The sequence below is a fragment of the Chloroflexus sp. genome (assembly GCF_034431535.1).
Classification (GTDB): domain Bacteria; phylum Chloroflexota; class Chloroflexia; order Chloroflexales; family Chloroflexaceae; genus Chloroflexus.
In genome coordinates, this window is sequence record NZ_DAOUDC010000076.1 from 38,243 (window position 1) to 60,536 (window position 22,294).

16 protein-coding genes are annotated in these 22,294 nt (G+C 60.6%); 9 read left to right on the forward strand and 7 right to left on the reverse strand.

Translation table 11 applies throughout. From position 1 onward, the window contains the following. Positions 1–286 precede the first annotated feature (286 nt). The 3 genes from U9R61_RS19375 to U9R61_RS19385 all read left to right on the forward strand — a co-directional run bounded on the left by U9R61_RS19375 (position 287) and on the right by U9R61_RS19385 (position 7,037). On the forward strand, positions 287–3,799 hold the full coding sequence (locus U9R61_RS19375; RefSeq protein ID WP_322490454.1) for an ATP-binding protein: 3,513 nt from the start codon (positions 287–289) through the stop codon (positions 3,797–3,799). A 338-nt stretch (positions 3,800–4,137) separates the two neighbouring features. Beyond that, a complete protein-coding gene (locus U9R61_RS19380; RefSeq protein ID WP_322490455.1) occupies positions 4,138–5,163 on the forward strand; it encodes a hypothetical protein in 1,026 nt (341 codons plus the stop codon). Between the two features lie 77 nt (positions 5,164–5,240). Continuing rightward, positions 5,241–7,037: a choice-of-anchor Q domain-containing protein gene (locus tag U9R61_RS19385; protein ID WP_322490456.1), complete on the forward strand. Its 1,797-nt coding sequence runs from the start codon at positions 5,241–5,243 to the stop codon at positions 7,035–7,037. A 220-nt stretch (positions 7,038–7,257) separates the two neighbouring features. Here the strand turns inward: U9R61_RS19385 and U9R61_RS19390 are convergent, their stop codons facing one another. Beyond that, positions 7,258–8,052 carry a hypothetical protein gene (locus U9R61_RS19390; protein WP_322490457.1) on the reverse strand — a complete coding sequence of 265 codons (795 nt, stop codon included), beginning with the start codon at positions 8,050–8,052 and terminating at the stop codon, positions 7,258–7,260. A 479-nt stretch (positions 8,053–8,531) separates the two neighbouring features. On the opposite strand from U9R61_RS19390, the gene U9R61_RS19395 reads away from it, so the two are divergent. The 6 genes from U9R61_RS19395 (at position 8,532) to U9R61_RS19420 (ending at position 16,943) form a co-directional block, all read left to right on the forward strand. After that, complete coding sequence (locus U9R61_RS19395; protein ID WP_322490458.1) at positions 8,532–9,551, forward strand: LacI family DNA-binding transcriptional regulator; 1,020 nt, start codon at positions 8,532–8,534, stop codon at positions 9,549–9,551. Between the two features lie 151 nt (positions 9,552–9,702). Further along, on the forward strand, positions 9,703–11,178 hold the full coding sequence (locus tag U9R61_RS19400) for an ABC transporter substrate-binding protein (RefSeq protein WP_322490459.1): 1,476 nt from the start codon (positions 9,703–9,705) through the stop codon (positions 11,176–11,178). Positions 11,179–11,362: 184 nt separating this feature from the next. Beyond that, positions 11,363–12,352 (forward strand): sugar ABC transporter permease, encoded by a 990-nt coding sequence (locus tag U9R61_RS19405; RefSeq protein ID WP_322490460.1) that lies wholly within the window; start codon positions 11,363–11,365, stop codon positions 12,350–12,352. Further along, positions 12,352–13,416 carry a carbohydrate ABC transporter permease gene (locus tag U9R61_RS19410; protein WP_322490461.1) on the forward strand — a complete coding sequence of 355 codons (1,065 nt, stop codon included), beginning with the start codon at positions 12,352–12,354 and terminating at the stop codon, positions 13,414–13,416. The genes U9R61_RS19405 and U9R61_RS19410 overlap by 1 nt, the downstream gene beginning before the upstream one ends. A gap of 82 nt (positions 13,417–13,498) precedes the next feature. Continuing rightward, positions 13,499–14,314: a glycoside hydrolase family 16 protein gene (locus U9R61_RS19415; RefSeq protein ID WP_322490462.1), complete on the forward strand. Its 816-nt coding sequence runs from the start codon at positions 13,499–13,501 to the stop codon at positions 14,312–14,314. 193 nt (positions 14,315–14,507) lie between these two features. After that, positions 14,508–16,943, forward strand: a complete 2,436-nt coding sequence (locus U9R61_RS19420; RefSeq protein WP_322490463.1) for a glycoside hydrolase family 3 C-terminal domain-containing protein — start codon at positions 14,508–14,510, stop codon at positions 16,941–16,943. A 452-nt stretch (positions 16,944–17,395) separates the two neighbouring features. On the opposite strand, the gene U9R61_RS19425 is transcribed toward U9R61_RS19420, so the two are convergent. From U9R61_RS19425 to U9R61_RS19450, 6 genes are all read right to left on the reverse strand, one after another. Continuing rightward, positions 17,396–18,145 (reverse strand): SCO1664 family protein, encoded by a 750-nt coding sequence (locus U9R61_RS19425; RefSeq protein ID WP_322490464.1) that lies wholly within the window; start codon positions 18,143–18,145, stop codon positions 17,396–17,398. 56 nt (positions 18,146–18,201) lie between these two features. Beyond that, positions 18,202–18,729 carry a DUF3090 domain-containing protein gene (locus U9R61_RS19430; RefSeq protein WP_322490465.1) on the reverse strand — a complete coding sequence of 176 codons (528 nt, stop codon included), beginning with the start codon at positions 18,727–18,729 and terminating at the stop codon, positions 18,202–18,204. Between the two features lie 4 nt (positions 18,730–18,733). Next, a complete protein-coding gene (locus tag U9R61_RS19435; RefSeq protein ID WP_322490466.1) occupies positions 18,734–19,426 on the reverse strand; it encodes a histidine phosphatase family protein in 693 nt (230 codons plus the stop codon). Between the two features lie 165 nt (positions 19,427–19,591). Continuing rightward, on the reverse strand, positions 19,592–20,095 hold the full coding sequence (locus U9R61_RS19440) for a pyridoxamine 5'-phosphate oxidase family protein (RefSeq protein ID WP_322490467.1): 504 nt from the start codon (positions 20,093–20,095) through the stop codon (positions 19,592–19,594). Between the two features lie 169 nt (positions 20,096–20,264). Further along, on the reverse strand, positions 20,265–21,407 hold the full coding sequence (locus U9R61_RS19445) for a tRNA-queuosine alpha-mannosyltransferase domain-containing protein (protein ID WP_322490468.1): 1,143 nt from the start codon (positions 21,405–21,407) through the stop codon (positions 20,265–20,267). Between the two features lie 4 nt (positions 21,408–21,411). Further along, positions 21,412–22,104 carry a TFIIB-type zinc finger domain-containing protein gene (locus U9R61_RS19450; RefSeq protein WP_322490469.1) on the reverse strand — a complete coding sequence of 231 codons (693 nt, stop codon included), beginning with the start codon at positions 22,102–22,104 and terminating at the stop codon, positions 21,412–21,414. Between the last annotated feature and the right edge of the window lie 190 nt (positions 22,105–22,294).

Sequence of the window (22,294 nt, forward strand, 5' to 3'; positions counted from 1 at the left end):
GGAGCTCACTCCCCCACCTGACGGCGGAAGAGGGGTGCGTTTTTTACCGCAGAAGGCGCTGAGGGCGCAGAGGATGATCGCCATCCCACATCTCTTTGCGCCCTCTGCGTGCTTGGTGCCTTTGCGGAGCCGGACAGCCGTCCGGCTCTCCTGTACGGTTGCTTCCTCTGTGTTGTGGAGACGGACGGATGTCGCTCCATACGTCGCGGCGTTGACTCGCATCTCGCGGTGAGGCAAGCTATAATACCAAGCATCGCCTATCCGTTCCGCGCCTCGGAGAGCATCGATGGCGTCAGTGACCCTCTCCGTTCGCATTGTGCTGCTCGGTGATATTCGGTTTGAGACGGGATCAGACCGCACTACCTTTCCGCACCGTGAGAGTCTGCGCCGGTTGTTAGTTCGTTTGGTTTTGCGCCCGCGCCAACCGTGTGGCCGCAAGCAACTAGCCTTTATCCTCTGGCCCGACGCTGAACCGGCTGAGGCGTTGGCGAATCTGCGCCGGCATCTGTACCTCTTGCGTGAGTTGTTGCCGCCGGCGGCGCGGCCATGGTTGGAGGTTTCGACGCAAGCAATTGTCTGGAATGCGCCGCCCAATTGCTATCTCGATGTCACTGCCTTCGAGCAGGAGTGGACGACGGTGGCGGAGATGGAGGCGGCAGCGGCGCTGTACGGCGGTGAATTGGCCCCCGGCGTTGATAGCGATGACGAGATCCTCTCCTGGCGCGCAGCCTTGCACCGGCGCTATCTGCTCTTGCTCAAAACGCTGGCGCGCGTCTGGCTCGATCGTGGTGATTGGCAGCGGGCCGGAGCATGGGCGCACCGGTTGCTGGCGCTCGATCCGTGGGATGAAGAGGTGGTGCGGTGGGCAATGACGGCGGCGGCCTCGTCTGGCCAGCGCGCGGCGGCGCTCGATCTGTATCGCACGCTAGTCGAAGAGTTACAGCGCGAGTTGGATGCTCAACCGGCCCCGGAAACGACGGCTCTGTATCATGATCTGCTCCATCACCGGTTGAAACTGCCGGAACCTGCCCGCCAATCGCCGGCGCTGTTTATCGGGCGTGATGAGCCGCTTCGGCAGTTGCTCGAACTGATGCACCATACCGGGCAAGGGCAGAGCCGGATCGTCTTTGTCTCTGGGCCGGCAGGTGTGGGCAAGACGGCGCTGGTGCAAGAGGCGATCCACCGCTCGAACGGGATGGCTACCGTTCCCGCATGGCAGGTGCTGCGGGGGTATTGCCAACCGGCCCGCAGTATCGGCGAGCAGCAGGCATATCTACCGTGGCGGCAGGTCTTGACCGCCGCTGCCACTAGTTTGGCACAGGCGGCAGCGAATGCCGATTGGCTGGCGCGATTAGTCCCGCTAGCGCCCGAACTGGCGCTATTGCGGCCCGGCTTGATCGCGCCTGACCAGCCCGATGCCGCTGCGCTGCGGTTAGCAATCCGGCAAGCGTTGCAAGCGTTGGCCGCTACCCAACCACTGCTGTTGCTGATTGAAGATGCGCACTGGATCGACCAAGCTTCGCTGGACGCGCTGAATGAAGTGGCTGCAGTGTGCCGTTCGTTGCCGCTCTTGATCATTGTGACGCACCGGTCGGGCGCGATTACACCGGCATTGCTGGCGCTGAAGCGGAGTCTGCGCCGCCAGCAATGCGCGCATGATGTCACCGTACAGCCATTCACAGCGGAGGAAACGGATCGTTTTTTGACCCGGATTCTGGATCGGCAATCGCTTAGTGCGGTCACGCTGGCCGATATCCAGCGGTATGCGGGCGGGTTGCCGCTCCTCTTACATGAAGCGGCGGCGGCATTGGGTGAAATGCGCCACGTGACCAAGAGTGGTTTGACCAGTTTGCGCGATATCCTCACGTTGCGGTTACGCGCGATCGGCGAGCACAACCGCCAAATGTTGGAAGCGGCGGCCATCTTGGGTTTTTCCTGCGCCGATGCGGTCTTGCAACGGATGCTTGCGTGGTCGCCGGCCAAGTATGCTGCGGCGCTCGATGAGTTGAGCGCGCGCCACTTGTTAGTGGATACGGTGATCCACGGCGCTGACGACTACGCTTTTCCGCACCACCTGATATACGATCTGATCGTGAGCGATATTCCCGCCGATCGTATGTCGCTCTTGCACGAGCAGGCCGCCCGCGCGTTAGCAGCGGTCTATACCGGTCAGAGTGGCTATGCGGCGCGGATTGCCTATCATTACGAGCAAGCCGGCTACCGGTTGCACGCTGCCCGTTGCTGGCTCGATCACGCTCGCGAGAGTACCGATCTGGCGGCATTTGCGCTGGCAAGCGAGGCGATTGCCCACGCCGAAGCGTTGCTCACTGGCGCGAGCCGCGCCGAGCGTGAATTGCAGGCGCGGGCCGCGATGCAACGCGGGGTGGTGGCGCTGTATCAGGGTGATTCGGCGCCAGCCTTCGCTCTGCTCGCGCAGGCGGTGGCGGCCAGCCGTGAGTTCCCGGCGCTCTATGTGCAGGCGCTGGTTATGCAGGCGTATGCCCTCTACACTCGCGATCGGGCTGGCGAGGCCTATGCTGCGGCGACGCAGGCGCTGGCGCTGGCAACATCGCTCAACGACACGATCAATCTGGTGCGCGCGCGCAATATTCGTGGCGTCAGCGCCTTGATGTTGGGTCAGATGGAGGAAGCGATTGCCGATCTGCGCCAAGCGTGCGCTAGCATTGAACATATCCGGCCTGACGATGAGCACGGGCCGGGGGTGATGGCCCAAACCGCGCAAAGCTTGAACCATCTCGGCACGGCGCTGGTCTTTGCCCAAGAGTACCGGCAGGCCCGTGATGTGCTCGATCAGACGGTCGCGATCGCGCAACGCAGCGGTTTGCGCCGGTTAGAAGCGGCGGCGTTGACGATGATCGGCCAGATGTTGCTGAATTGCGGGCGGTACGATGAGGCCGAGCAGGTGTATACGCGCTCGCTGGAAGTTGCCGGCGAGTCGTACAAGCCGGGGATGTGGGGCAAGTATGCCGGTCGCGGTTGGGTGTATCTGCGTATTGGCGAACATGAAGCGGCCCAGCGTGATTTCACGAACGGCTTGCATATCGCGACGCAGGTTAAGAGCCAATATGGCGTGCTCTTAATGCAGAGCTACTTGACCTTCGTTGATTTGGCCCAAGGCCGGACGCCGGCGTGGTCGTTGGCGCAATTGGCGACGCAGGCTGAGGCTGCCCAGAGTCATCCGGTGGTATACATCGCTTGCCTGTTGGCAGGGCAAATTGGGGAATTGCTCAATCAATCCGAACTGGCGCTCGCACTGTATGAGCGGGCTTGGCGCGCCGCGCAAGCGAGTAATGTGCCGTCGTTTGTCTTGACGGCGCGGACGCGGTATCTGGGCCGGCGGATGGCGATGGCACCGCATAGCAATCTTTGGGCCGAACTTGATGCGCTCGGCGCGGAGGCCGCGCAGGCCGGCGAATTGCCGGCGCAGGCGCTGGTAGCGTTGGCGCGGGCCAACGGTTGGTTGGCGAGCGGCCAAGCGGCGCAAGCGGTGCCGGCAGCCGAGCAGGCGGTGATGCTGGCCCGCGCCTGCCCTGATATGCCGTTGCTTGGCGAAAGCTTGCTCTTACTGAGCGACATTTGCTTGCGGTTGGGCGAGGCTAGCCGCGCGCAGGCTGCGTTGGCCGAAGTGCAGAACATTGCGCGCGAATCCTTTGCTCCGCTGGCGATCTCGCTCGGTTTGGCCGAGGCAGGCCGGTTGCGCGCGGATTGCCTCAGGAGTTTGAAGCCGCACGCGCCGGAACGAGCGGTTGCGCCGCGGAAGCGGCGGGCGGGGTTGTAGGCCGTTGTTCTTATCGCAGAGACGCAGAGGGGGCAAAGGCGCAGAGATGCTTACCGCAAAGGCGCAAAGAACGCAGAGAGCGCAGAGGGGGTGAACACGCAAAGCCGCAGAGAACGCAAAGGGTGCAGAGGGGGTGAACACGCAAAGCCGCAGAGAACGCAAAGGGTGCAGAGGGTTTTGAACTAAACCGCATCCTCTGCGCCTGCGGCGGTGAGGCCAGAGGAGCTTACCGCTGAGGACGTTTTGAGGACGCTCGCCTGCTACACTACGTATGCCCGGGCCACGCTTGCAGGCTGGGCGCTTTTTGTATCAGCAGTCACGTTCTCAGAGGTGCTCGTATGCGACCAACGCTCCTTGTGCTCGTTGTCTTGTTGCTGCTTTCCGCTTGTGGCGGCGGGACGCCTACCACCAACGCGCCCACCAGCGTGCCGGCTCCTGCCTCTACCCAAGCGCCCGCGCCCACCAGCGCGCCGGCTCCTGCCTCTACCCAAGCGCCCGCGTCTACCACCGTACCCGTGACTGCCGGTCAGTTCGACCCGCGCGCGGCAGAACCGTGCGCTGTCTTCAACCCTGATGAGCTGGCAGCCATTACCGGCGTGCCGTTGTGGGAGGTGTTTCCGGGGAAAGATCGCTTCTTTGCCACCTGCGCCTACGTGTTCAACGACCAAGATCAGAGCAACGCCAATCTCGGCATTGATCTGCGGAATCCCGGCACCGAAGCCTTTGCTAAGTTAATCCAATTCAATCAAGACTCAGGCAAAACCGTCGAGCAAATAGACATTGGCGAGAGCGCAGCGATTGTGGAGAGCGATGGTGAATTCTCGCTGTATGCCGTGGTGAATGGCTGGAGCGTCACCCTAGACGGCTATAAACTCAGCCGTGAAGAAGTGATCGCAATCGGCCAGTTGCTGACCGATCGGCTGGTGGCGTTTACGCCGCCGCCAGCGGATGATGCGGCCAATCAGCCTGCCCCTCAATCTGGTACGCTGATCGGGATGGAAGTCGTGATCGAAGAGCCGGCGAATATGGCTGGCGTGACCACGCTCGAAAGTCTTAACATCGTCTCGATTGCCGGCTTTGCGATGTGCTCATTCGATCCAGCAGCCGATCCGTTTATCGTCTCATTCATCGCGCGACCCGGTGAAGACCCGCCCTCGCCGGTCGGCGTCTTTACCCTCTCGGCTTCCGGCGGCGTGAAGCCCAATCAACCGTCGCCAGCCAGTTTTGAGGTCGGGCTTGGCCGTTCCGATGAGCCGCAAATGTTTGCCGGCGAAGGGACGGTGGTCGTCGCGGCAGATGGGAAGTCCGGCACGTTTGAGGCTGGCCGGCTGAAAGGTCGTTGGAGTTGTACCTTCGCGGAATGAGATAAGGCCTGTTCTTGGCAAGGAGCGCAGCGCAATGTCGCTGCGCTCCGTCATAGGAACGATGAAGGAGAGGATTTATGACGATCCGTTATTTGCGGTTAGGGTTGCTGATCGCGCTCAGTATAGCGCTGATGAGTGGCGCGGGCACGGCGAATATACAGGCGGAAAGCGGACGTTGCTACGTCAAATGGAATGCACTGGGAGGCAATAATGGCACGGCATGGATCGATGCCTACAACGATCTCCAATCGGCGCTGGCGGATCTGGGGTGCGGCCAGATTTGGGTGGTGGCGGGGTTCTACCAACCCGGTTCCGATCCGAACGATAGTTTTATCCTCAGAAACAACGTGGCAATCTACGGCGGATTTGCCGGTACCGAATTGAATCTGGACGAACGCAATCCGGCTGCGAATCGTACTGTGCTCACCGGCGATATTGACGACAATGACACCTACAACAGCAATAGTATTGTCACGAGCATCAACGGTACAAATAGTTACCACGTCGTGACGGCATTCGATGTCAATAACACGGCTATTCTCGATGGGTTCACCATTACCGGCGGCAATACTGCCACCGGCAAAGGTGGCGGCATCTGGCTGCTCGATAGCCGTCCCCAATTGAACAATCTGATCATTGGCGGCAACACTGCCAGCCAAGGCGGCGGTTTAGCAAATGAATACGGTTTTCCCATCGTCACCAATGTCACCTTCCGGCAAAATAACGCCCAGACTGGCGGTGGCATGGTGAATATCGGCGGTTCCGCCACCCTGTTTAACGTGATCTTTCAGGGCAACCGGGTGCAGCAGGGTGGCGGCATGGCCAATCTGAACAGTGAAACGACGCTAGGCAACGTCACGTTCAGCGGCAATGACGCCACAGTCGATGCCAACAGCGACGGCGGCGGCATGTACAATAGTCTCAGCGCCGCGTACCTCAGATACGCCACCTTCCTCAGCAACAATGCGAATCGGAATGGCGGCGGCATGGCCAATGCTGACAGCATTATCATTTTGGAAGATGTAGTGCTGTCGCTCAATGCCGCTACCAATTGGGGCGGAGGCGTCTTTAGCCGCAACCAGACCCTTGTTATGACCGGCGTTACTATCCACGCGAATGTGGCCGATTACGGCGGCGGCGTGTTTACGCAGAGCGCGGCGGGGACATGGGTGAATGTTACGTTCAGCCAAAACAGCGCCAGCAGTTTTGGCGGCGGGATCTATCTCTACAGTAACAGCAGCCCGACCTTGACCAACATAACGGTGACGGGGAACAGCGCCGGTACGAATGGCGGCGGCATGTACAACGATAGTTTCAGCAATCCGTCGGTTAGGAACGCAATTATTTGGGGCAACAGCGCAACCTCCGGTGGTGGAATCCATAATTTCGTCAGTACCCCGACGATCGCCTATAGCGACGTGCAGGGTTGCTTCACCAGCGGATCGTGGAATGGGTCATGCGGCACGGATGGCGGCAACAATCTTCAGCTTGATCCGTTGCTAGGCGCTTTGACGAATAACGGCGGCTTCACGCCGACCCATGCCTTGCAACACGGTTCACCGGCGATCAATAGCGGTCTGTGCGGGATTGGCAATTCGATTGATCAACGTGGCGTCAGCCGGCCACAGGGTGGCGCGTGCGATATGGGAGCGGTCGAGCGCGCCTTTCTCCATGTGCCGTTGGTGCAGCGGGAGGTGTGCTGTTGGGGGAGAAGCTATTTGACGTTTACCGCAAGGGGTGCCGAGGGCGCGGAGGATATGGTTCCGTGGCGTTCTCTACGCCTGTGCTTGCTTGATGTCGTTGGGTTGCCCCTCCTGTCTTCCCCCCGCTGGGGGGAGGTAATCCGACACCCTCCCTCAGCGGGGGAGGGCTAGGGTGGGGCGACCGAATGCTTACTGCAGAGAACGCGGAAGGTGCGGAGGAAGATCCTAATTCCAACCCTCTTTGCGACCTTTGCGTTCTCTGCGGCTTTGCGTTAAAAACCGCTGCGCCGTTGCGGAGCCGGACAGCCGTCCGGCTCTACTGCGTTTTTGCCTTCTCTGCGCCTTCGTGTTCCCCTCCCTTCCCCAGAATGAGAGCTAGTGTGAGGCGCTACTATCTGTTCACCGCTGCGACAATCGCTGTCTGCAACAAGCTATATAGCTCATCGGTCAGCGCGTCGTATTCAGCTTGAACCTCGCCGGCGAAGCTCATGTCCGTCCACGATCCCATGCCGCCGCATACCCACGCTGCGCGCACTGCGGCCAGCAATTGGCCGGATGCTGGGGGCAAGCGGTCATCTTCATCGGGGGGGCTTGCCGGCGTGGTGAGGAAGTGCAGCGCAATCGCAAACGACCGGGCGAATTGATCGGCGTAGTGGTCAAGCGCAAAGTCAATCATCTTGGGCAGGTGCGCGATGATCTGCTGTGTCACCTCGGCCACGGTGGCCGAAGAGGTAGCGTAGCCAGCGGGGGCATTGGCAACGATCCGGCCAGACGTCACCTGCCATCGCCGCCCATCAGCGCGAAAACGGTCACCCAGTTCCCAACGTGCCTCCCAATAATCAGAAGCTGCTAGCTTCACCGCTTCGATCAGCCAGCAGGAGCCGTCATCGCCAAACCCCACCGGCGGACTGCCGGCGGCAGCGGTTGGCGCCGGATCATACACCAGACGCAGCGCCGTGACACCCTCTTCCCTGAGCCGCGCCAACCACGCGATCGGATCCGCCGCATACAGCGTCTCCTTCCCTACGGCGCCAGCATGGTTCAGGTTAACGAACCGGACAACCTCGCACGACCGGAAGGCAGGGTTCTCCGGGTAGACTTCGCCGGGATTCACCGCCGTCGGCGCGTGCAACGCCGCATTGACCCATGCGGTGAGGGTGATGATCTGGGCAAGTGAAGGGTACATGGGGTTGCCGATTGGGGAGGGTAATGGGATGGTTTACCGCAGAGGATGCGGAGGATATGATTCCTCTGCGTTCTCTGCGCTCTTTGCGTCTTTGCGTTCCAACCCTCTGCGCCTTTGCTCCCTCTGCGTCTTGCAGTGATCCCTCACCCCCAACCCCCTCTCCCGTCAAACAGCGAGGCGGATTTATAGTCGAGTGGCAATGATTGGTTGCAGCTCTTTTCATTTAGTGAGGATCGTTTCGGCGTTGAGCGTTGGGATTGGCTGGTTTTATCTGCTACTCGAACTCCTATAGGATTGCCACATCGGTGTGTCAAGCAATGCCCCATCGTCTCTCTAAGTAGCGAGCTGTAACTGTAATTCCCCCTGAAAGCGCTTTCACGGTTTTGTGCAACTGATTCGCGCTTTTTGAAAAGCCACCGCAGCGCCGTTTCGGTACTATACGGGTAGTTGGAAGCGTTCCCAGTCAATGGTGGCAAGCGATGAATATCACCCTTGACGACATCGCCCGGCGGGCCGGGGTTTCGCGAGCAACCGCCTCGCGGGTGATCAATAATCACCCGCACGTCAATCCGGTGGTGCGCGAGCGGGTGTGGCAAGCGATCCGTGAGACGAATTATCAACCCAATTTGCCGGCGCGCTCGCTGGCCAGCCGCCGCTCGCAGGTGGTCGGGATCATTATTCCACAGCCGATCCATACTTTGTTTGCCGATCCCTATTTCCCGCTGCTGATCGAAGGGATTGCCCACGTCTGCAATGAACGGCAGTTTTCGATCATGCTCGATTTAGCCACTACGACTGATGGCGACCCATATCGCCACCTTGGCCGGCGCGGGTTTCTGGAAGGGGCGATTGTCGCTTCAGCGGTCGAAGACCAGTTCCTCTTGCAGTGGCTGGCGCAAGAGACGATCCCGGTGGTGTCGGTAGGACGGATTACGTCGCAGCAGGCGATTCCCTATGTCGATGTCAATAATCGCTACGGCGCGCGCATGTTGGTCGAGCATCTGATCTGGCAAGGGTATCGCCGGATCGCAACGATTACCGGCCCGATGAATATTGTAGCCGGACGCGATCGCTTTGCCGGTTATAGCGATGCGTTGAATGCCGTCGGGTTGCCGGTGTTGCCGGAACTAGTGATTGAAGGCGATTTTAGCGAGCAGAGCGGGTTTACCGCGATGCAGACGCTCTTGCGGCTGGTGCCGATCCCCGACGCGGTCTTTGCCGCCAGCGACATGATGGCGCTCGGCGCGTTGAAGGCGTTGCGCGCTGCCAGCCTCAGCGTTCCCGGCGATATTGGCTTGGCCGGGTTTGACGATATTCCGCTGGCGGCAGCGATGACGCCAGCACTCACCACTGTGCGCCAACCGATCGGCGAATTGGGCCAAACAGCGGCCCGGTTGCTGATCGACCGGCTCGCGACCGATTCTCTCGCACCCGTGACACAGCGGGTGATGTTGCCAACCGAATTGGTGATCCGCGATAGTTGCGTTCGCCAGCATTGAAAGGGGGTGCAAGCGACCAGACGTGAATCTAGCGCTGGGGATGCGGGAGGAGAAGATATCTAGTCGTTGCAGATGCCCAACTCGCCCGCTAGTGCAAACCATCTTCGGCACGTAAATAGCAATGGCGACTCATTCCAGAGGAGGAAATTCAATGAAATCGCTGAAACCGCTGCTCGTTAGCCTTATGTTGATCGTGGCTGCGCTGGTCAACGCCGCCTGCGGCAGCGGCGGCGCGACGCCGCCGGCCCAACCCACCAGCGCACCCGCGGCGAGTGAACCAACCGCCGCTGTTGCCCCTACGTCAGCCGCAACCGGCTCGAATCGCATCACAGTGCGCTGGTTCGTCGGGTTGGGCGCCGGCACCGATGAAGGCGCTATTCCCGGCCAGAATGCCTTTGTCGAGCGGTTTAACGCCAGCCAAGATAAGATTGAGTTAGTGCTCGAGATTGTTGACAACAACGTCGCCTACGATACACTGGCTACCCAGATTGCCGCCGGTAACGCTCCTTGTCTCGTCGGCCCGGTCGGCATTCGCGGACGCGACAGCTTCAAGGGGGCGTGGCTTGACCTGCAACCGTTTATCGACAAATACAACTACGATCTGAGCGATTTCGATCCGAATCTGGTCAAGTTCTATCAGGTGAAGGAAGAGGGCCAGCTCGGCATTCCGTTCGCGATCTTCCCCTCGTTTATCATCTACAACAAAGACCTGTTTGATGAGGCCGGCCTGCCTTACCCGCCCGCTACCCACGGTGCGCCATGGGTTGACGAGAACGGCGTCGAGCGTGAGTGGAACATTGAGACGCTGACCGAGCTGGCTAAGAAGCTGACCGTTGATGTTAACGGCAACGATGCCACCTCGCCCGATTTCGATCCCACCAAGATTGTGCAGTTCGGCTGGATGAACCAGTGGACTGACCCGCGCGGCATTGGCACCTTCTTTGGCCCCGGCTCGCTGATTGATGAGAACGGCAACGCCCAAATTCCCGACAACTGGAAGGCGGCGTGGAAGTGGACCTACGATGGCTGGTGGAAGGATTGGTTCATTCCGAACGGCCCCTACGGTGGCGCCGACTTCCTGCAAGGCCCCGGCGGCCCCTTCTCGTCGGGCAATCTGGCGATGATCCACATCCACATGTGGTACGTGGCACCGTGGGCCTTGGGTGATGTGGATTTCGATTGGAATCTGGCCGCCACGCCGAGCTATAACGGCACGATTACCGCTAAGATGCACGCCGACACCTTCGGCATCCTCAAAGGTTGCCCCTACCCCGATGCCGCCTTCGAGGTGTTGAGCTATATGCTGAGCGCCGAGCACGTTAATGAATTGCTGACCATCTACGGCGGTATGCCGGCTCGCCTCTCGCTGCAAGACAACTACTTTGCCCAGTATAATCAGACCAGCTTCCCCAACAAGACTGACATTAACTGGGATGTGGTGGTGGAAGCGATGGCGTATGCCGACAACCCCAACCACGAGAGCTGGATGCCCAGCTTCCAAGAGACGACCGACCGCTATAACGAGTTCTGGAACTATCTCGCCAACACGCCGGATGCCGATTTTGAGGCGGAAGTTGCTAAGTTGAAGGCTGATCTGCAGAAGATCTTCGACGCGGCGAAGCGGTAATTCTATGGCAAGCGGCGACTCTGCCGCGAACAGTCCGGCTCCTCCCCCAGCGGGATTGGGAGAGGAGCCGGACAAACGGAAGAGCTTGTTGACAGACTGATCAACGCAACGACGCGATGCGCATGTGAGGTTGAAGACCAGGTTCCCCGCACCTGCGCCAACTCACCGACAAGGAGGCGTGACAATGGCTCCCTTGCCAGAACTGAGGAGCGTATTGCGCAGCCGAGCCGCTGCCGCGCAGCGGCGGAAGCTGAGCAAGTTGGAAAAGAAGGAGATCCGCTGGGGCTTGTTCTTTATCAGCCCATGGATCATTGGCTTTCTGCTCTTTTACTTGTTGCCGATGCTGGCGTCGTTCGGTTTCTCGCTCTACGACTTTAACCCAGCGGTGCCTGATCAAGCACGCTTTGTCGGCTTCGCCAACTGGCAGCGGGCGCTGTTTCAAGATCAAGAGGTCTGGCTGTCGCTGCAACGCACCTTCCACTTCGCCGCTATTTCGTTGCCGTTGTCACTCCTCTTTGCGCTCTTTTTGGCAATTTTGCTCAATTCCGAACACGTGTTGGGCAAGAGCGTCTACCGTACCCTGTTCTATATGCCGACCATGATCCCGCTGGTGGCGACGGTGTTGATCTGGAACGGCGTGCTCAACGAGCAGACCGGCTGGATCAACGTGATCATCGAGCGGCTGACCGGGATTCGCGCCACTGGTACGCAGGGCTTGCGCTGGCTGGCCGACCCCAATCTGGTCTATTACGCCTACACCATGTTTGGCTTGTGGGGGGTCGGCAACGCAATGATCATCTTTCTGGCCGGCTTGCAGGGCGTGCCGACCGAGCTCTACGAAGCGGCCCAGATCGACGGCGCTAACTGGTTTCAGCGCCTGATCTTCATCACCATCCCGCTGATCACGCCAGTGATATTCTACCAACTGGTGCTGGGGGTGATCGGCTCGCTGCAATACTTCCTCGCTCCGTTTGTGCTCAATGGCGGCACCGGCTTCCCCGAAGGCATGACCCGCTTCTTCATGGTCTACTTCTACAAGCAGTCGTTCAGCTTCTTTAGCATGGGTTACGGCGCGACGCTGGCATGGCTGATGCTGATTATCGCCATGATTATCACAGTTGTGCTCTTCGGCACCTCGCGGCTCTGGGTCTTTTACGCAGGGGAGGAACGGTGATGATACTCTCACGACGCGCGAGCGGCAACGTACTGACCAAATCAACCCGTGAGGCGATTGCGCGCATCGGTCTGACCAGCCTCACGCTTGCTGTGCTGGTCCTGTTCTTGATCCCGATGGTCTACGGTATGACCACCGCGGTCAAAACCGATAGCCAAATCGCCAAGACTGGCGCACCATGGTGGCCGGCGTGGGAACGCACCTTTGAATACGCGGGCAAAGCGTACGATGTCTATCTGGTGCCGGTTGATGGCGAGATCCGTGAATTGGCGCTCTACCGGCCCGGACGCCAGAGCAGCTTGTTTATCGACCCGGAAAATCCGGCGGCGGGGCCGTTTGAGTGGCAAGGCCAGTGGCGGCAGCTCGAACGGGTCTGGCAGCTCGATATTCAGTGGAGCAACTTTACTCGCGCATGGAATACGATCAACTTCCCGAACCTGTTGCGCAACACGTTGCTGTACGCCGGCATCACCACCTTCGGCGCGGTCTTGTCGGCGGCGCTGGTGGCCTACGGCTTCGCCCGCTTCCGCATTCCCGGCAAGAATATTCTCTTTATGATGATGCTCTCGACTGTGATCTTACCCGGCGCGGTGACGCTCATTCCGACCTACTTCGTCTTCTTGCAGATCGGTTGGGTGGGCACGTGGCTGCCGCTGATCGTACCGGCCTTCTTCTCGTGGGGCACCAACGTCTTCTTGTTGCGCCAGTTCTTCCTCGGCATCCCGCGTGATCTGGAAGAGGCGGCTCAAATCGACGGCGCTAGCCCGTTGCGCATCTTCTTCTCGATCATTCTGCCGATGTCGCGTCCGGCCCTGACCGCCGTCGCCCTCTTCCACTTCTTCTGGGCCTGGAACGACTTCTTCGGCCCGTTGATCTATCTCGCCGGTCATCCCGATAAGTTCCCGATTACCGTCGGTCTGACCGCGTTTAACAATCTCTATTCGCAGTCAACCAATCTGATTCAGGCGGCATCGCTGATTTCGGCGATTATCCCGATTGTGGTCTTCTTCTTCGCCCAACGGATCTTCCTTGAGGGTGTGGTGATTACCAATATCGAGAAGTAGGAACGGGGACGGGATCGCGTTGGGCGGCGGCAGCGCCGCTTAACGCCAGCCATCGTCACCCCAAAACGCACACAGGTGTACCGTGACCTACCTCCGCTTACTGACAATCTGTCTCATTACTGTTGGCCTGCTGCTGGCCGGGTGCGGAACCGCGCCGGCCCCGCCAGAACCGACACCAACCGTCTCGCCATGGACGCTGGTCTGGAGCGATGAGTTCGACGGCGAGGCGCTCAATCCGCGCAATTGGCTGTTTGACAAGGGGGCCGGCGGTTGGGGCAACAACGAATGGCAATTCTATGCTGACCGGCCCGAAAATGCCCGGATCGAAAACGGCGTTTTAGTGATCGAGGCCCGCAACGAAGAGTATCTGGCGTGGGAATACACCTCGGCCCGGATCAAGACCCATTACTTGCACGCATGGACGTATGGCCGGATTGAGGCGCGCATCAAGCTGCCACCCGGCGGCAAAGGCATCTGGCCCGCCTTTTGGATGCTGGGTGAGAATGTCGCTACCGCACGCTGGCCAAACTGCGGCGAGATTGACATCATGGAGAACGTTGGCGACCCGACCACTGTGCATGGCTCGGTGCATGGCCCCGGCTATTCCGCCGGCAATGCGATCACCAAGTCGTTCACCAGTCCGGTGTCGCTAGCCGATGACTTTCATCTCTATGCCGTCGAATGGGAGCCGGACGAGATCCGGTGGTACGTTGACGACCAGCTCTACCACACCCTACGCCGCGGCCAGACGTCGGGTGAGTGGGTGTTCGATCACCCGTTCTTCATTATTCTCAATCTGGCTGTAGGCGGCAACTGGCCGGGGTATCCCGACGAAACGACCGTCTTTCCGCAGCAGATGTTGGTTGATTATGTGCGGGTGTATCAGAAGAACGGGTGAACGGCGCGCGCCGTTGGTGCGTTGGCTGGCAGGCGGTTACCGGAGACATATTGTTCGCATTGATACGGCAGATTGCGGACGTTCTGCGCTCTTGCGATGACAAGCGATGTGCGCCGGTGGATAGGCGAGCATCGCCATAACGATCTGTTTGCATCTCTTTGTGGCTATCCCAACACACACTTAGAGGAACATCATGACCAATCATATCGAAACCCTGCTCACGCAACTCACGCTCGACGAGAAGATTGCGCTTGTGGCTGGGGCCGATGCGTGGCATACCGTCGCCATCCCGCGACTCGGCATTCCGGCGATTAAAGTTACCGATGGCCCCAACGGTGCGCGCGGCGTGAGCCGCAATGGTACGCACACCTCGGCTTGTTTCCCAATCGGGGTGGCGATGGGGGCGACGTGGAACCCGGAACTGGTGCGCCAGATCGGCGAGGCGCTGGCCGAAGAGACGAAGGATAAAGGCGCACATATTCTGCTTGCGCCGACGGTCAATATTCATCGCTCGCCGCTGGCTGGGCGCAACTTCGAGTGCTTTTCCGAAGACCCGTACCTCACCGGCGTGATGGCTTCGGCCTACATCACCGGCTTGCAGAGCCGCGGCGTGGGAGCATGCATCAAGCATTTCGTCTGCAACGACTCGGAATTTGAACGCTTTAGCATCAGTTCTGACGTGGGTGAGCGCCCGTTGCGCGAAATCTACCTGCGCCCGTTCGAGCTGGCGATCAAGCAGGCCAAGCCGTGGACGATCATGTCGGCCTATAACCGGATCAACGGCGTCTGGGCCAGCGAAAACCGCCGGTTGCTGGTGGAGATTCTCAAGGGCGAATGGCAGTTCGATGGGTTGGTGATGTCAGATTGGTACGGCACCTATAGCGAGCGCGCCACCAGCAACGGTCTCGATCTTGAGATGCCGGGGCCGGCGCGCTGGCTGAACCGCGCGCATGTGTTGGCGGCGATCGAGCGGGGCGAGCTGAGCGAGGCAGACCTCGACGATAAGGTGCGCCGGTTGTTACGTACCATCGAGCGGGTTGGCGGCTTTACCAATCCCACGCCGGCGGCGGAACAGGCCAATGACCGGCCCGCTCACCGCGCGCTTATCCGACGGGCCGGCGTCGAGTCGATTGTGCTGCTGAAGAATGACGGGCCGGTGTTGCCGCTCGATTCCGAACAATCGCAAACGATCGCCGTGATCGGGGCTAACGCGCATTGGGCTGCGATTATGGGTGGCGGCAGCTCGGAAGTCGCGCCGCACTATGTGGCCACGCCGTTGCAGGGCATCCGCGCGCGTGCCAGCGCGCAGTGCATCGTGGACTATGCCATCGGGACGCCGATCTTCCGCCGTTTGCCCAACCTCGATCCAGAGTGGATTCGGGTGCCCGGCAGCAACCCGTCGGGGGTACGGATCGACTACTTCAGCAACCTCGACCTCAGCGGCGCGCCGGTACGCACCGATCACCTCGCGACCCTCGAAGCGAGCTGGTTTGGCGACCAGATCGAGTATCTAAACCTTGCCACCTTCGCCGCCCGGCTCAGTTGCGATCTGCTGCCGCCGCAGAGCGGGCGCTACCAACTGGGGTTATCGTGCGTCGGCCAAGCGCGGATCTGGCTCGATGACGAATTGGTGCTCGACCAGTGGGACAAAGAGCTCATGGATAGCAGCGAGCGACGCCAGACCATCACCCTTGTGGCCGGCAAGCATTACCGCTTGGCAGTCGAATTTCGCTGGCCAGCACCCGGCAATTGGCGGGCAGTGCAGGTTGGCCTCTGGCCGGAGCGGGAGGATGATCCGATCGAGGAAGCGGTGGCGCTGGCGGCTCGCTCGCACGTGGCGATCGTCTTTGCCGGTTTGACCAAAGAGTGGGAGAGCGAAGGCTTCGATCGGATCGATATGGATCTGCCGGGCCGCCAGAATGAGCTGATCCGGCGGGTGGCGGCGGTGAATCCGCGCACGATTGTGGTGCTGAATGTCGGTTCGCCATTGCAGATGCCGTGGCTTGATGAGGTGGCGGCGGTGGCGCTGGCGTGGTACGGCGGCCAAGAGGCGGGCAATGCGATTGCCGATGTGCTGTTTGGCGTGGCCGATCCGGGTGGCCGCCTGCCCACTACCTTCCCCAAGCGGCTGGCCGACAACCCGGCCTACATCAATTATCCCGGTGAAAACGGCCATGTGCTGTACGGCGAGGGCTTGTTCGTCGGCTACCGCTACTACGACCGCAAAAGCGTCGAACCGCTCTTCCCGTTTGGGTTTGGGTTGAGCTACACCACCTTTGCGTACCGCAATCTGCGCCTTTCGGCACACACGATGCGGCCCGACGAGACAATCATCGTGAGCGTTGATGTCACCAACACCGGCCCGCGCCCCGGCGCCGAGGTGGTGCAGCTCTACGTGCGCGATAATGCGGCCCGCCTCACCCGGCCCGACAAAGAGCTGAAAGGCTTTGCCAAGATCACGCTGCAACCCGGCGAGACCACCAGGGTGACGTTTACCATCGACCGGCAGGCACTGAGCTACTACGATCCGGCGGTGCCGGGGTGGGTGGCCGAACCGGGTGAATTCGTGGCGTTGGTGGGCCGTTCGGCGGCAGACATCCGGCTGAGCGCGCCGTTCGAGCTGGTGTAGCGCCGGACGGCTGTCCGGCGCCGTAAAGAGGGCAGATTCTTAAACGCAAAGGCGCCAAGCACGCAGAGGGCGCAAAGAACTGTGGGAGGGCGATCATCCTCTGCGACCTCAGCGCCCTCTACGGTATACTTCCCTCACCCGCTGTGGGAGGGAGCGAGCAGCGCCCCCTCTCCCGCCGTCAGGCGGGAGAGGGGGCGGGGGGGGAGGGCTAACTTCAAGGCGCAGAGCGAGCTAAGCCGCAGAGACTCTTAACGCAAAGGCGCCAAGCACGCAGAGGGCGCAAAGAACTGTGGGAGGGCGATCATCCTCTGCGACCTCAGCGCCCTCTACGGTACACTTCCCTCACCCAGCGGGGGAGGGGGTTGGGGGTGGGGGCAACTATCAAGGTGCAGCGTGACCAAAGCCACCGTAGCGCCGGACGGCTGTCCGGGTCCGCAAAGGGGGCACATCCATCACACCGGCGGCCACGGCACATGCGGGCCGGGGCCAGGCGGGGGGTAGCGACCGGTCTCAAGCAGATGATTCAGGCGGCGGCGCAACGCTTTGACCTCAGCCCGATCGAGCAGCATCGATAGCGCCTGCGCCACCTGATCGTTCTGATCGAGCTGCTGGCGAAACACCCGAAACGCCGCCATCACCTCATCCGGCAACGGCTCGCCGACAAAATCCCACAACACGGTGCGCAGCTTGGGTTCGACGTGAAAGCAGATGCCATGATCAATTGCCCACAAGCGCCCATCTCGCCCTTGCAGGCAATGGCTGCTCTTGCGATCGGCATTATTGACCAGACAATCAAACGCGCAGAGCTGTTTGATCTCCTGCTCGTAACCGCCCTGCTTCAACATCGTAAACAGATGCACCTCTTCGTTGTTGTCGATGAAGAGTTGCACCATGCCAATCCCATACGGGCCGTCACGCACAACAGTCGGCGGCACCAGATGAAAGTCAAGCGCTTCGCTGACCACATACGCCGCCGCCTCGCGCCGGTAGAGCGTACCGCGCGGGAAATCCCAGAGCGGGCGCTCGCCGCGCTGCGGTTTGTACACCGCCAGCAAGTGCAGATCTTCATACACAATACTGGTCAGCAGCGTGTAGTTGCTGCTGTACGGCATTGCCGCTTCGATGTTCATCTCACCCTGCGCCAACGCCGTCAACACGCGGGCAACGCTCAATTCACGCGAGTGGCTGCGATCAAGCTCCATATCGTCCCCTTGCCGTCTGATGGATTGGTCGCTCAACGCCAAGACGCAACGGCGGCTCAGCTATACACTGGCCCATGGCCGTTGCGGTGCGGGCAGAAATGGCCGCTCGGATCGATCGGGCGACCGCAATTGCCGCAGATCGGGCGTCCGGCTGCCACCACCCGCTCAGCGTGAATGCTCAACGCCTTCATTTGCTCGCGGGTGGCGGAAAATCGGGCCGAGAGCGGCTCGTCATCGTTGCCTTCGGGCGTGCCTTGTGCCAGCAATACCACCCGATCGCGCTCGCTATCGTAACCCAAACCCAATTGATAAATGCGGAATTCCGGCTCCAGCGGCTCTTCGAGGCTCATATCGGCCACGATCAGATCGTCAGAGGTTGCTAAGCGGGGATTCCGTTCGCCGATTGTTTCGAGCAAGCGGTTGATCGCGTTGGCCAACTCGCGAATCTGCTCCTTCTCGGCCAGCAGCGTCACCAGCCGGTTGCCGCGCCGGGCCTGCAAGTAGAACACGCGCCGGCCACGCGGCCCGACCGCGCCGGCAGTGATGCGATGCACCGATTCGAGATCAAACGTAAACTCTGACATAGTCCTACGCTGCCTCCGTTGACGACGGGGACGTTGCCACCGGTTCTGCCGGCGAAGCGGGTGGTTTGGGGCGAAGATGTTCAAGCGACCCGGTCTCATTGTAGGCCAGCAGGCGAGGCCCCATCGGCTCGAAGGCGACGGCGCTCAACGAGCACGGGTTAATGACCAGCCGCTGAAACAGATCGATATGCATACCAATATAATACGCTAATGCCAACCGGATCAGATCGGCGTGCGAGACTACTGCGATCAGTTCGCCTTGATGGCGGGCGCGCAGTTGGTCGAGCGCGCTGACCATGCGCATCTGCGCTTCACCGAGCGTCTCGCCTTTGGGGAAGCGGGTGCCGCTGGGGTAGTGTTGCACTCCCGGCCAGAGCTCGTGCTTGTACAATTCTTTCAGCTCGGCCCCTTCCCACTCGCCGTACCGCACCTCGCCGATCTGCTCGACGATCCGCAAGGGCAACCCGCGCGGTTCGGCAATCGCCCGCGCCGTTTCGATACAGCGATCAAGCGGGCTGGTATAGAGCGCCGTAATCGGCAGATCACCCAGCCGTTCGCTCAACGCCGCCGCTTGCCGCCGGCCCTCTTCGCTCAGATGCACCCCCGGCAGCCAGCCGGCTAGCCGGCCATGCACCCAATCGTTCATCCCATGGCGGATTAAGAGCAACGTAGTCGGACGGCGTTCTTGGGCTGGCACAACTGCACCTATAGTCTTTCAATGATATCGAAGAGCCGTGGCCGAGTTCAGCTTGTCTCAGCGGCTTGCATCATCGCTGAGACCATTGCAGTATGTTGGTACGACCCGATGTTGATCTCTGCCTGCTCCATCCATGATACCACGGATACGCACTGATGATCGCCGTTACGCCGGGTTCGCGCCACTCACCGCCAATGCTGCTGCCAGCTTAGCCGCATCGAGGGTAAACGCGCGGCCAAAACCGCCTACATACCGCGCTTCGCGCAGCTCAACCCGAAACAGGGTGAAATCGGGCAAGGCAAAGAGATGTTGCTGGCCGGGCAGTTGGTCCAGATAGCACGCCTGTGCCGCCGGATAATCAGGCGCATCGCGCCCGATCGGTTGGGACGCGCCTTGCAACGTCACCCGCGCCAGCGCCTGCGGATCGGCGCCGCTGGCCGGTGCCGCCGTGATCAACAGCGAGAGGCGCGGTTCGGCCAGCAGATGGCCGGTGTGCGCCGCCAACCGGCTGAGCAGCAGTAAGAGGGTTGGCGGATGCCCATCGCGCCGTTCGACGGCGTACAACACATACGAAACAAACGGCGCGCCGTCGGGAGTGACCGTACCGAGCGCGGCGGTATGATTCTCGTCGATCAGCCTGCGCAGCGCCACCTGATCTTCGTGTCGCATGAAGCAACCTCTTTCTGGTTGGTACCCATCCGTCCCCTTCCAACCTCTCCCGCTGGGGTAAGAGGTTGAGCTGTGCTACTGATTGTAGCGCATTTAACCCTTTGGAGTGCGGCAGTCATATTGCCACACGTTTGTGACGCGCAAGGTCATTGCGAGGCACCAACGCGCATCAACTCAAACCCTTTCCAGCACAGATCTCGCCCAACACCGCATCATAGCGCGGCGCCAGCGTTTCCCACCGGTACGGCGCGGCCAGCGCCGGCCAATCGCGTTGGCGCAGCTCTGGTAGCTTGGCAATCAGCCGGGCAAGCGCAGCCGGCAAGTCGTCATCGGTAGCGTACAAGCAATCGCCCTGCCATGCTGGCGGGATCAAATCGGGATAGTTGAGCCGCGCCGGCAAGAGTGGAATACAGCCGCAAGCCATTGCCTCGACAATCGCAATCCCGAAATACTCTTGGATGGCCGCCGAGACCACAATGTCAGCCTGTTGCAACAACTGGAGATAAGCCGCGCGGTTGGCGGCATAGCTCCAATGGATCGTCTGCGCCTGCCACCGTTCGCGCGCCGCCACCAAATCGGGCATAGTCGGGTCAATGTGCTCGCCGGTCACAATCAGACGGAAGTCAATCCCCTGCGCCGCCAGATATTCCAACGCCGCCATCACCACCTGCGGCTGTTTGTCGTACTCCCACCGCGCATTCCAAAGAATCACCGGTGGCGCGGCGGGATTGCGCAGTGGGCGCGGCGGCAGCGGCGGCAGATCGAGACCGGGTGGCAACACCTGCGCTTTGGCCGCAATCTGTTCAACCGTCTGCAATTCGTGATAATCGTGATAGCGCCGTAACATGGCCGGCAGCGCCGTCAAAAAGTCGCGGCGGTGAAACGCAGAATTAAAGATCACCGCATCGGCGACCAGCGCGCTGGTGAAGTTGATCCACGCGAACGTGTAGTCGCGCTTGCGACTAGGTGGCATCGGGTAGGTTAACTGATTTTCGTGAAAGTAGACGGCTAACGGCACGTGGCCCAATTGGCGCTGGGTCAAGGTCCGAAAGACCGCTACATCGAGCATATCGGTGGTCACGATTAGATCGGGCGTATCGTGGCGCTCGGCCACCTGCCGGGCCAACGTCACCGCCCCGCCGCGCATGCGCCAGCGCCAACCACCGGCTTGGCTCAATGTGATCAGCGTCACCCGGTGCGTACTGTGCGCGGCATAGCCGCTTGCCACCGCCGCATGCGAACCGCCGTGAAAGGGATCGAGCCACCAGATATGCATAGGATAACCCGCTAGCGAGCGGATGGCATATTGCATACCATCACTGCTCTAGCCGCGTCAAATAGGCATTCACCCCTGCCACTCCCAAGTGGGATTCTAGCTCTAGCATGTGGCGCAGCGGGTGGTAATACGGATGATTTTCGTCGAGCATACGCGCCGCCGCCTTTTGGCTGCCAAGCTGCAACAGATGCCGATAGGCCACCCATTCGGCATGCCCCTCACGCAAAAACTCGTCGCGCAGCAACGGGCATTGCTCGGTTTGCCAAGCATGGGCGTATTCGTGGGCTGCCGTAATACGGAACACCAGCAACGGCAAGCCGTAGAGCAGATAAATCACGCGAATGTGGTTCCGGCGCTGGTAGAGACCAAGTGTGTTCAGACCGGGCAACTGCGGGTCACGGAGCTGGGCCATTGTGGGCGCATCGACGAGCCGGAAGGCCACACCGACATTCAACCGCAACCCCATGCCCTCAGCCAGCATACTGGCCGTCTGCTGAAAAAGCTGCTGCGCCTGCGCCAGATCGTAGATCGCAACTGCGTGGCAAGCGTCGCACTGTCGCCGGCCATCGTGCAAATTCCAAAAGCGATTACCGAGCGGCGCGCCGCAGGTGTCGCACCGTGGCCGGGTCGCGATGCACTGCGGGCAAAACCGGTCAGGCCGGTCAATTAAGACGTAGTAGCCATTGGTTAACGGTTGCCCGCAACTGGTGCAGCGTGTGAGATCAACCGGCATGGGATACCTCAGATGGCACGCAAAGATTTTGCCGAGCAGGGTGCTGGCATTGCTCATGTATACCATACGGCGAGGTACTGTTGCGCAGAACTACGCGTTCTCGTATGTCATAGCGAGGGAGCGGCTGCCCCCCACAGCAAGCGCCTGCACCCCGGTGGTCATAGCGAGGGAGCGGCGGCCCCGCGCGGCG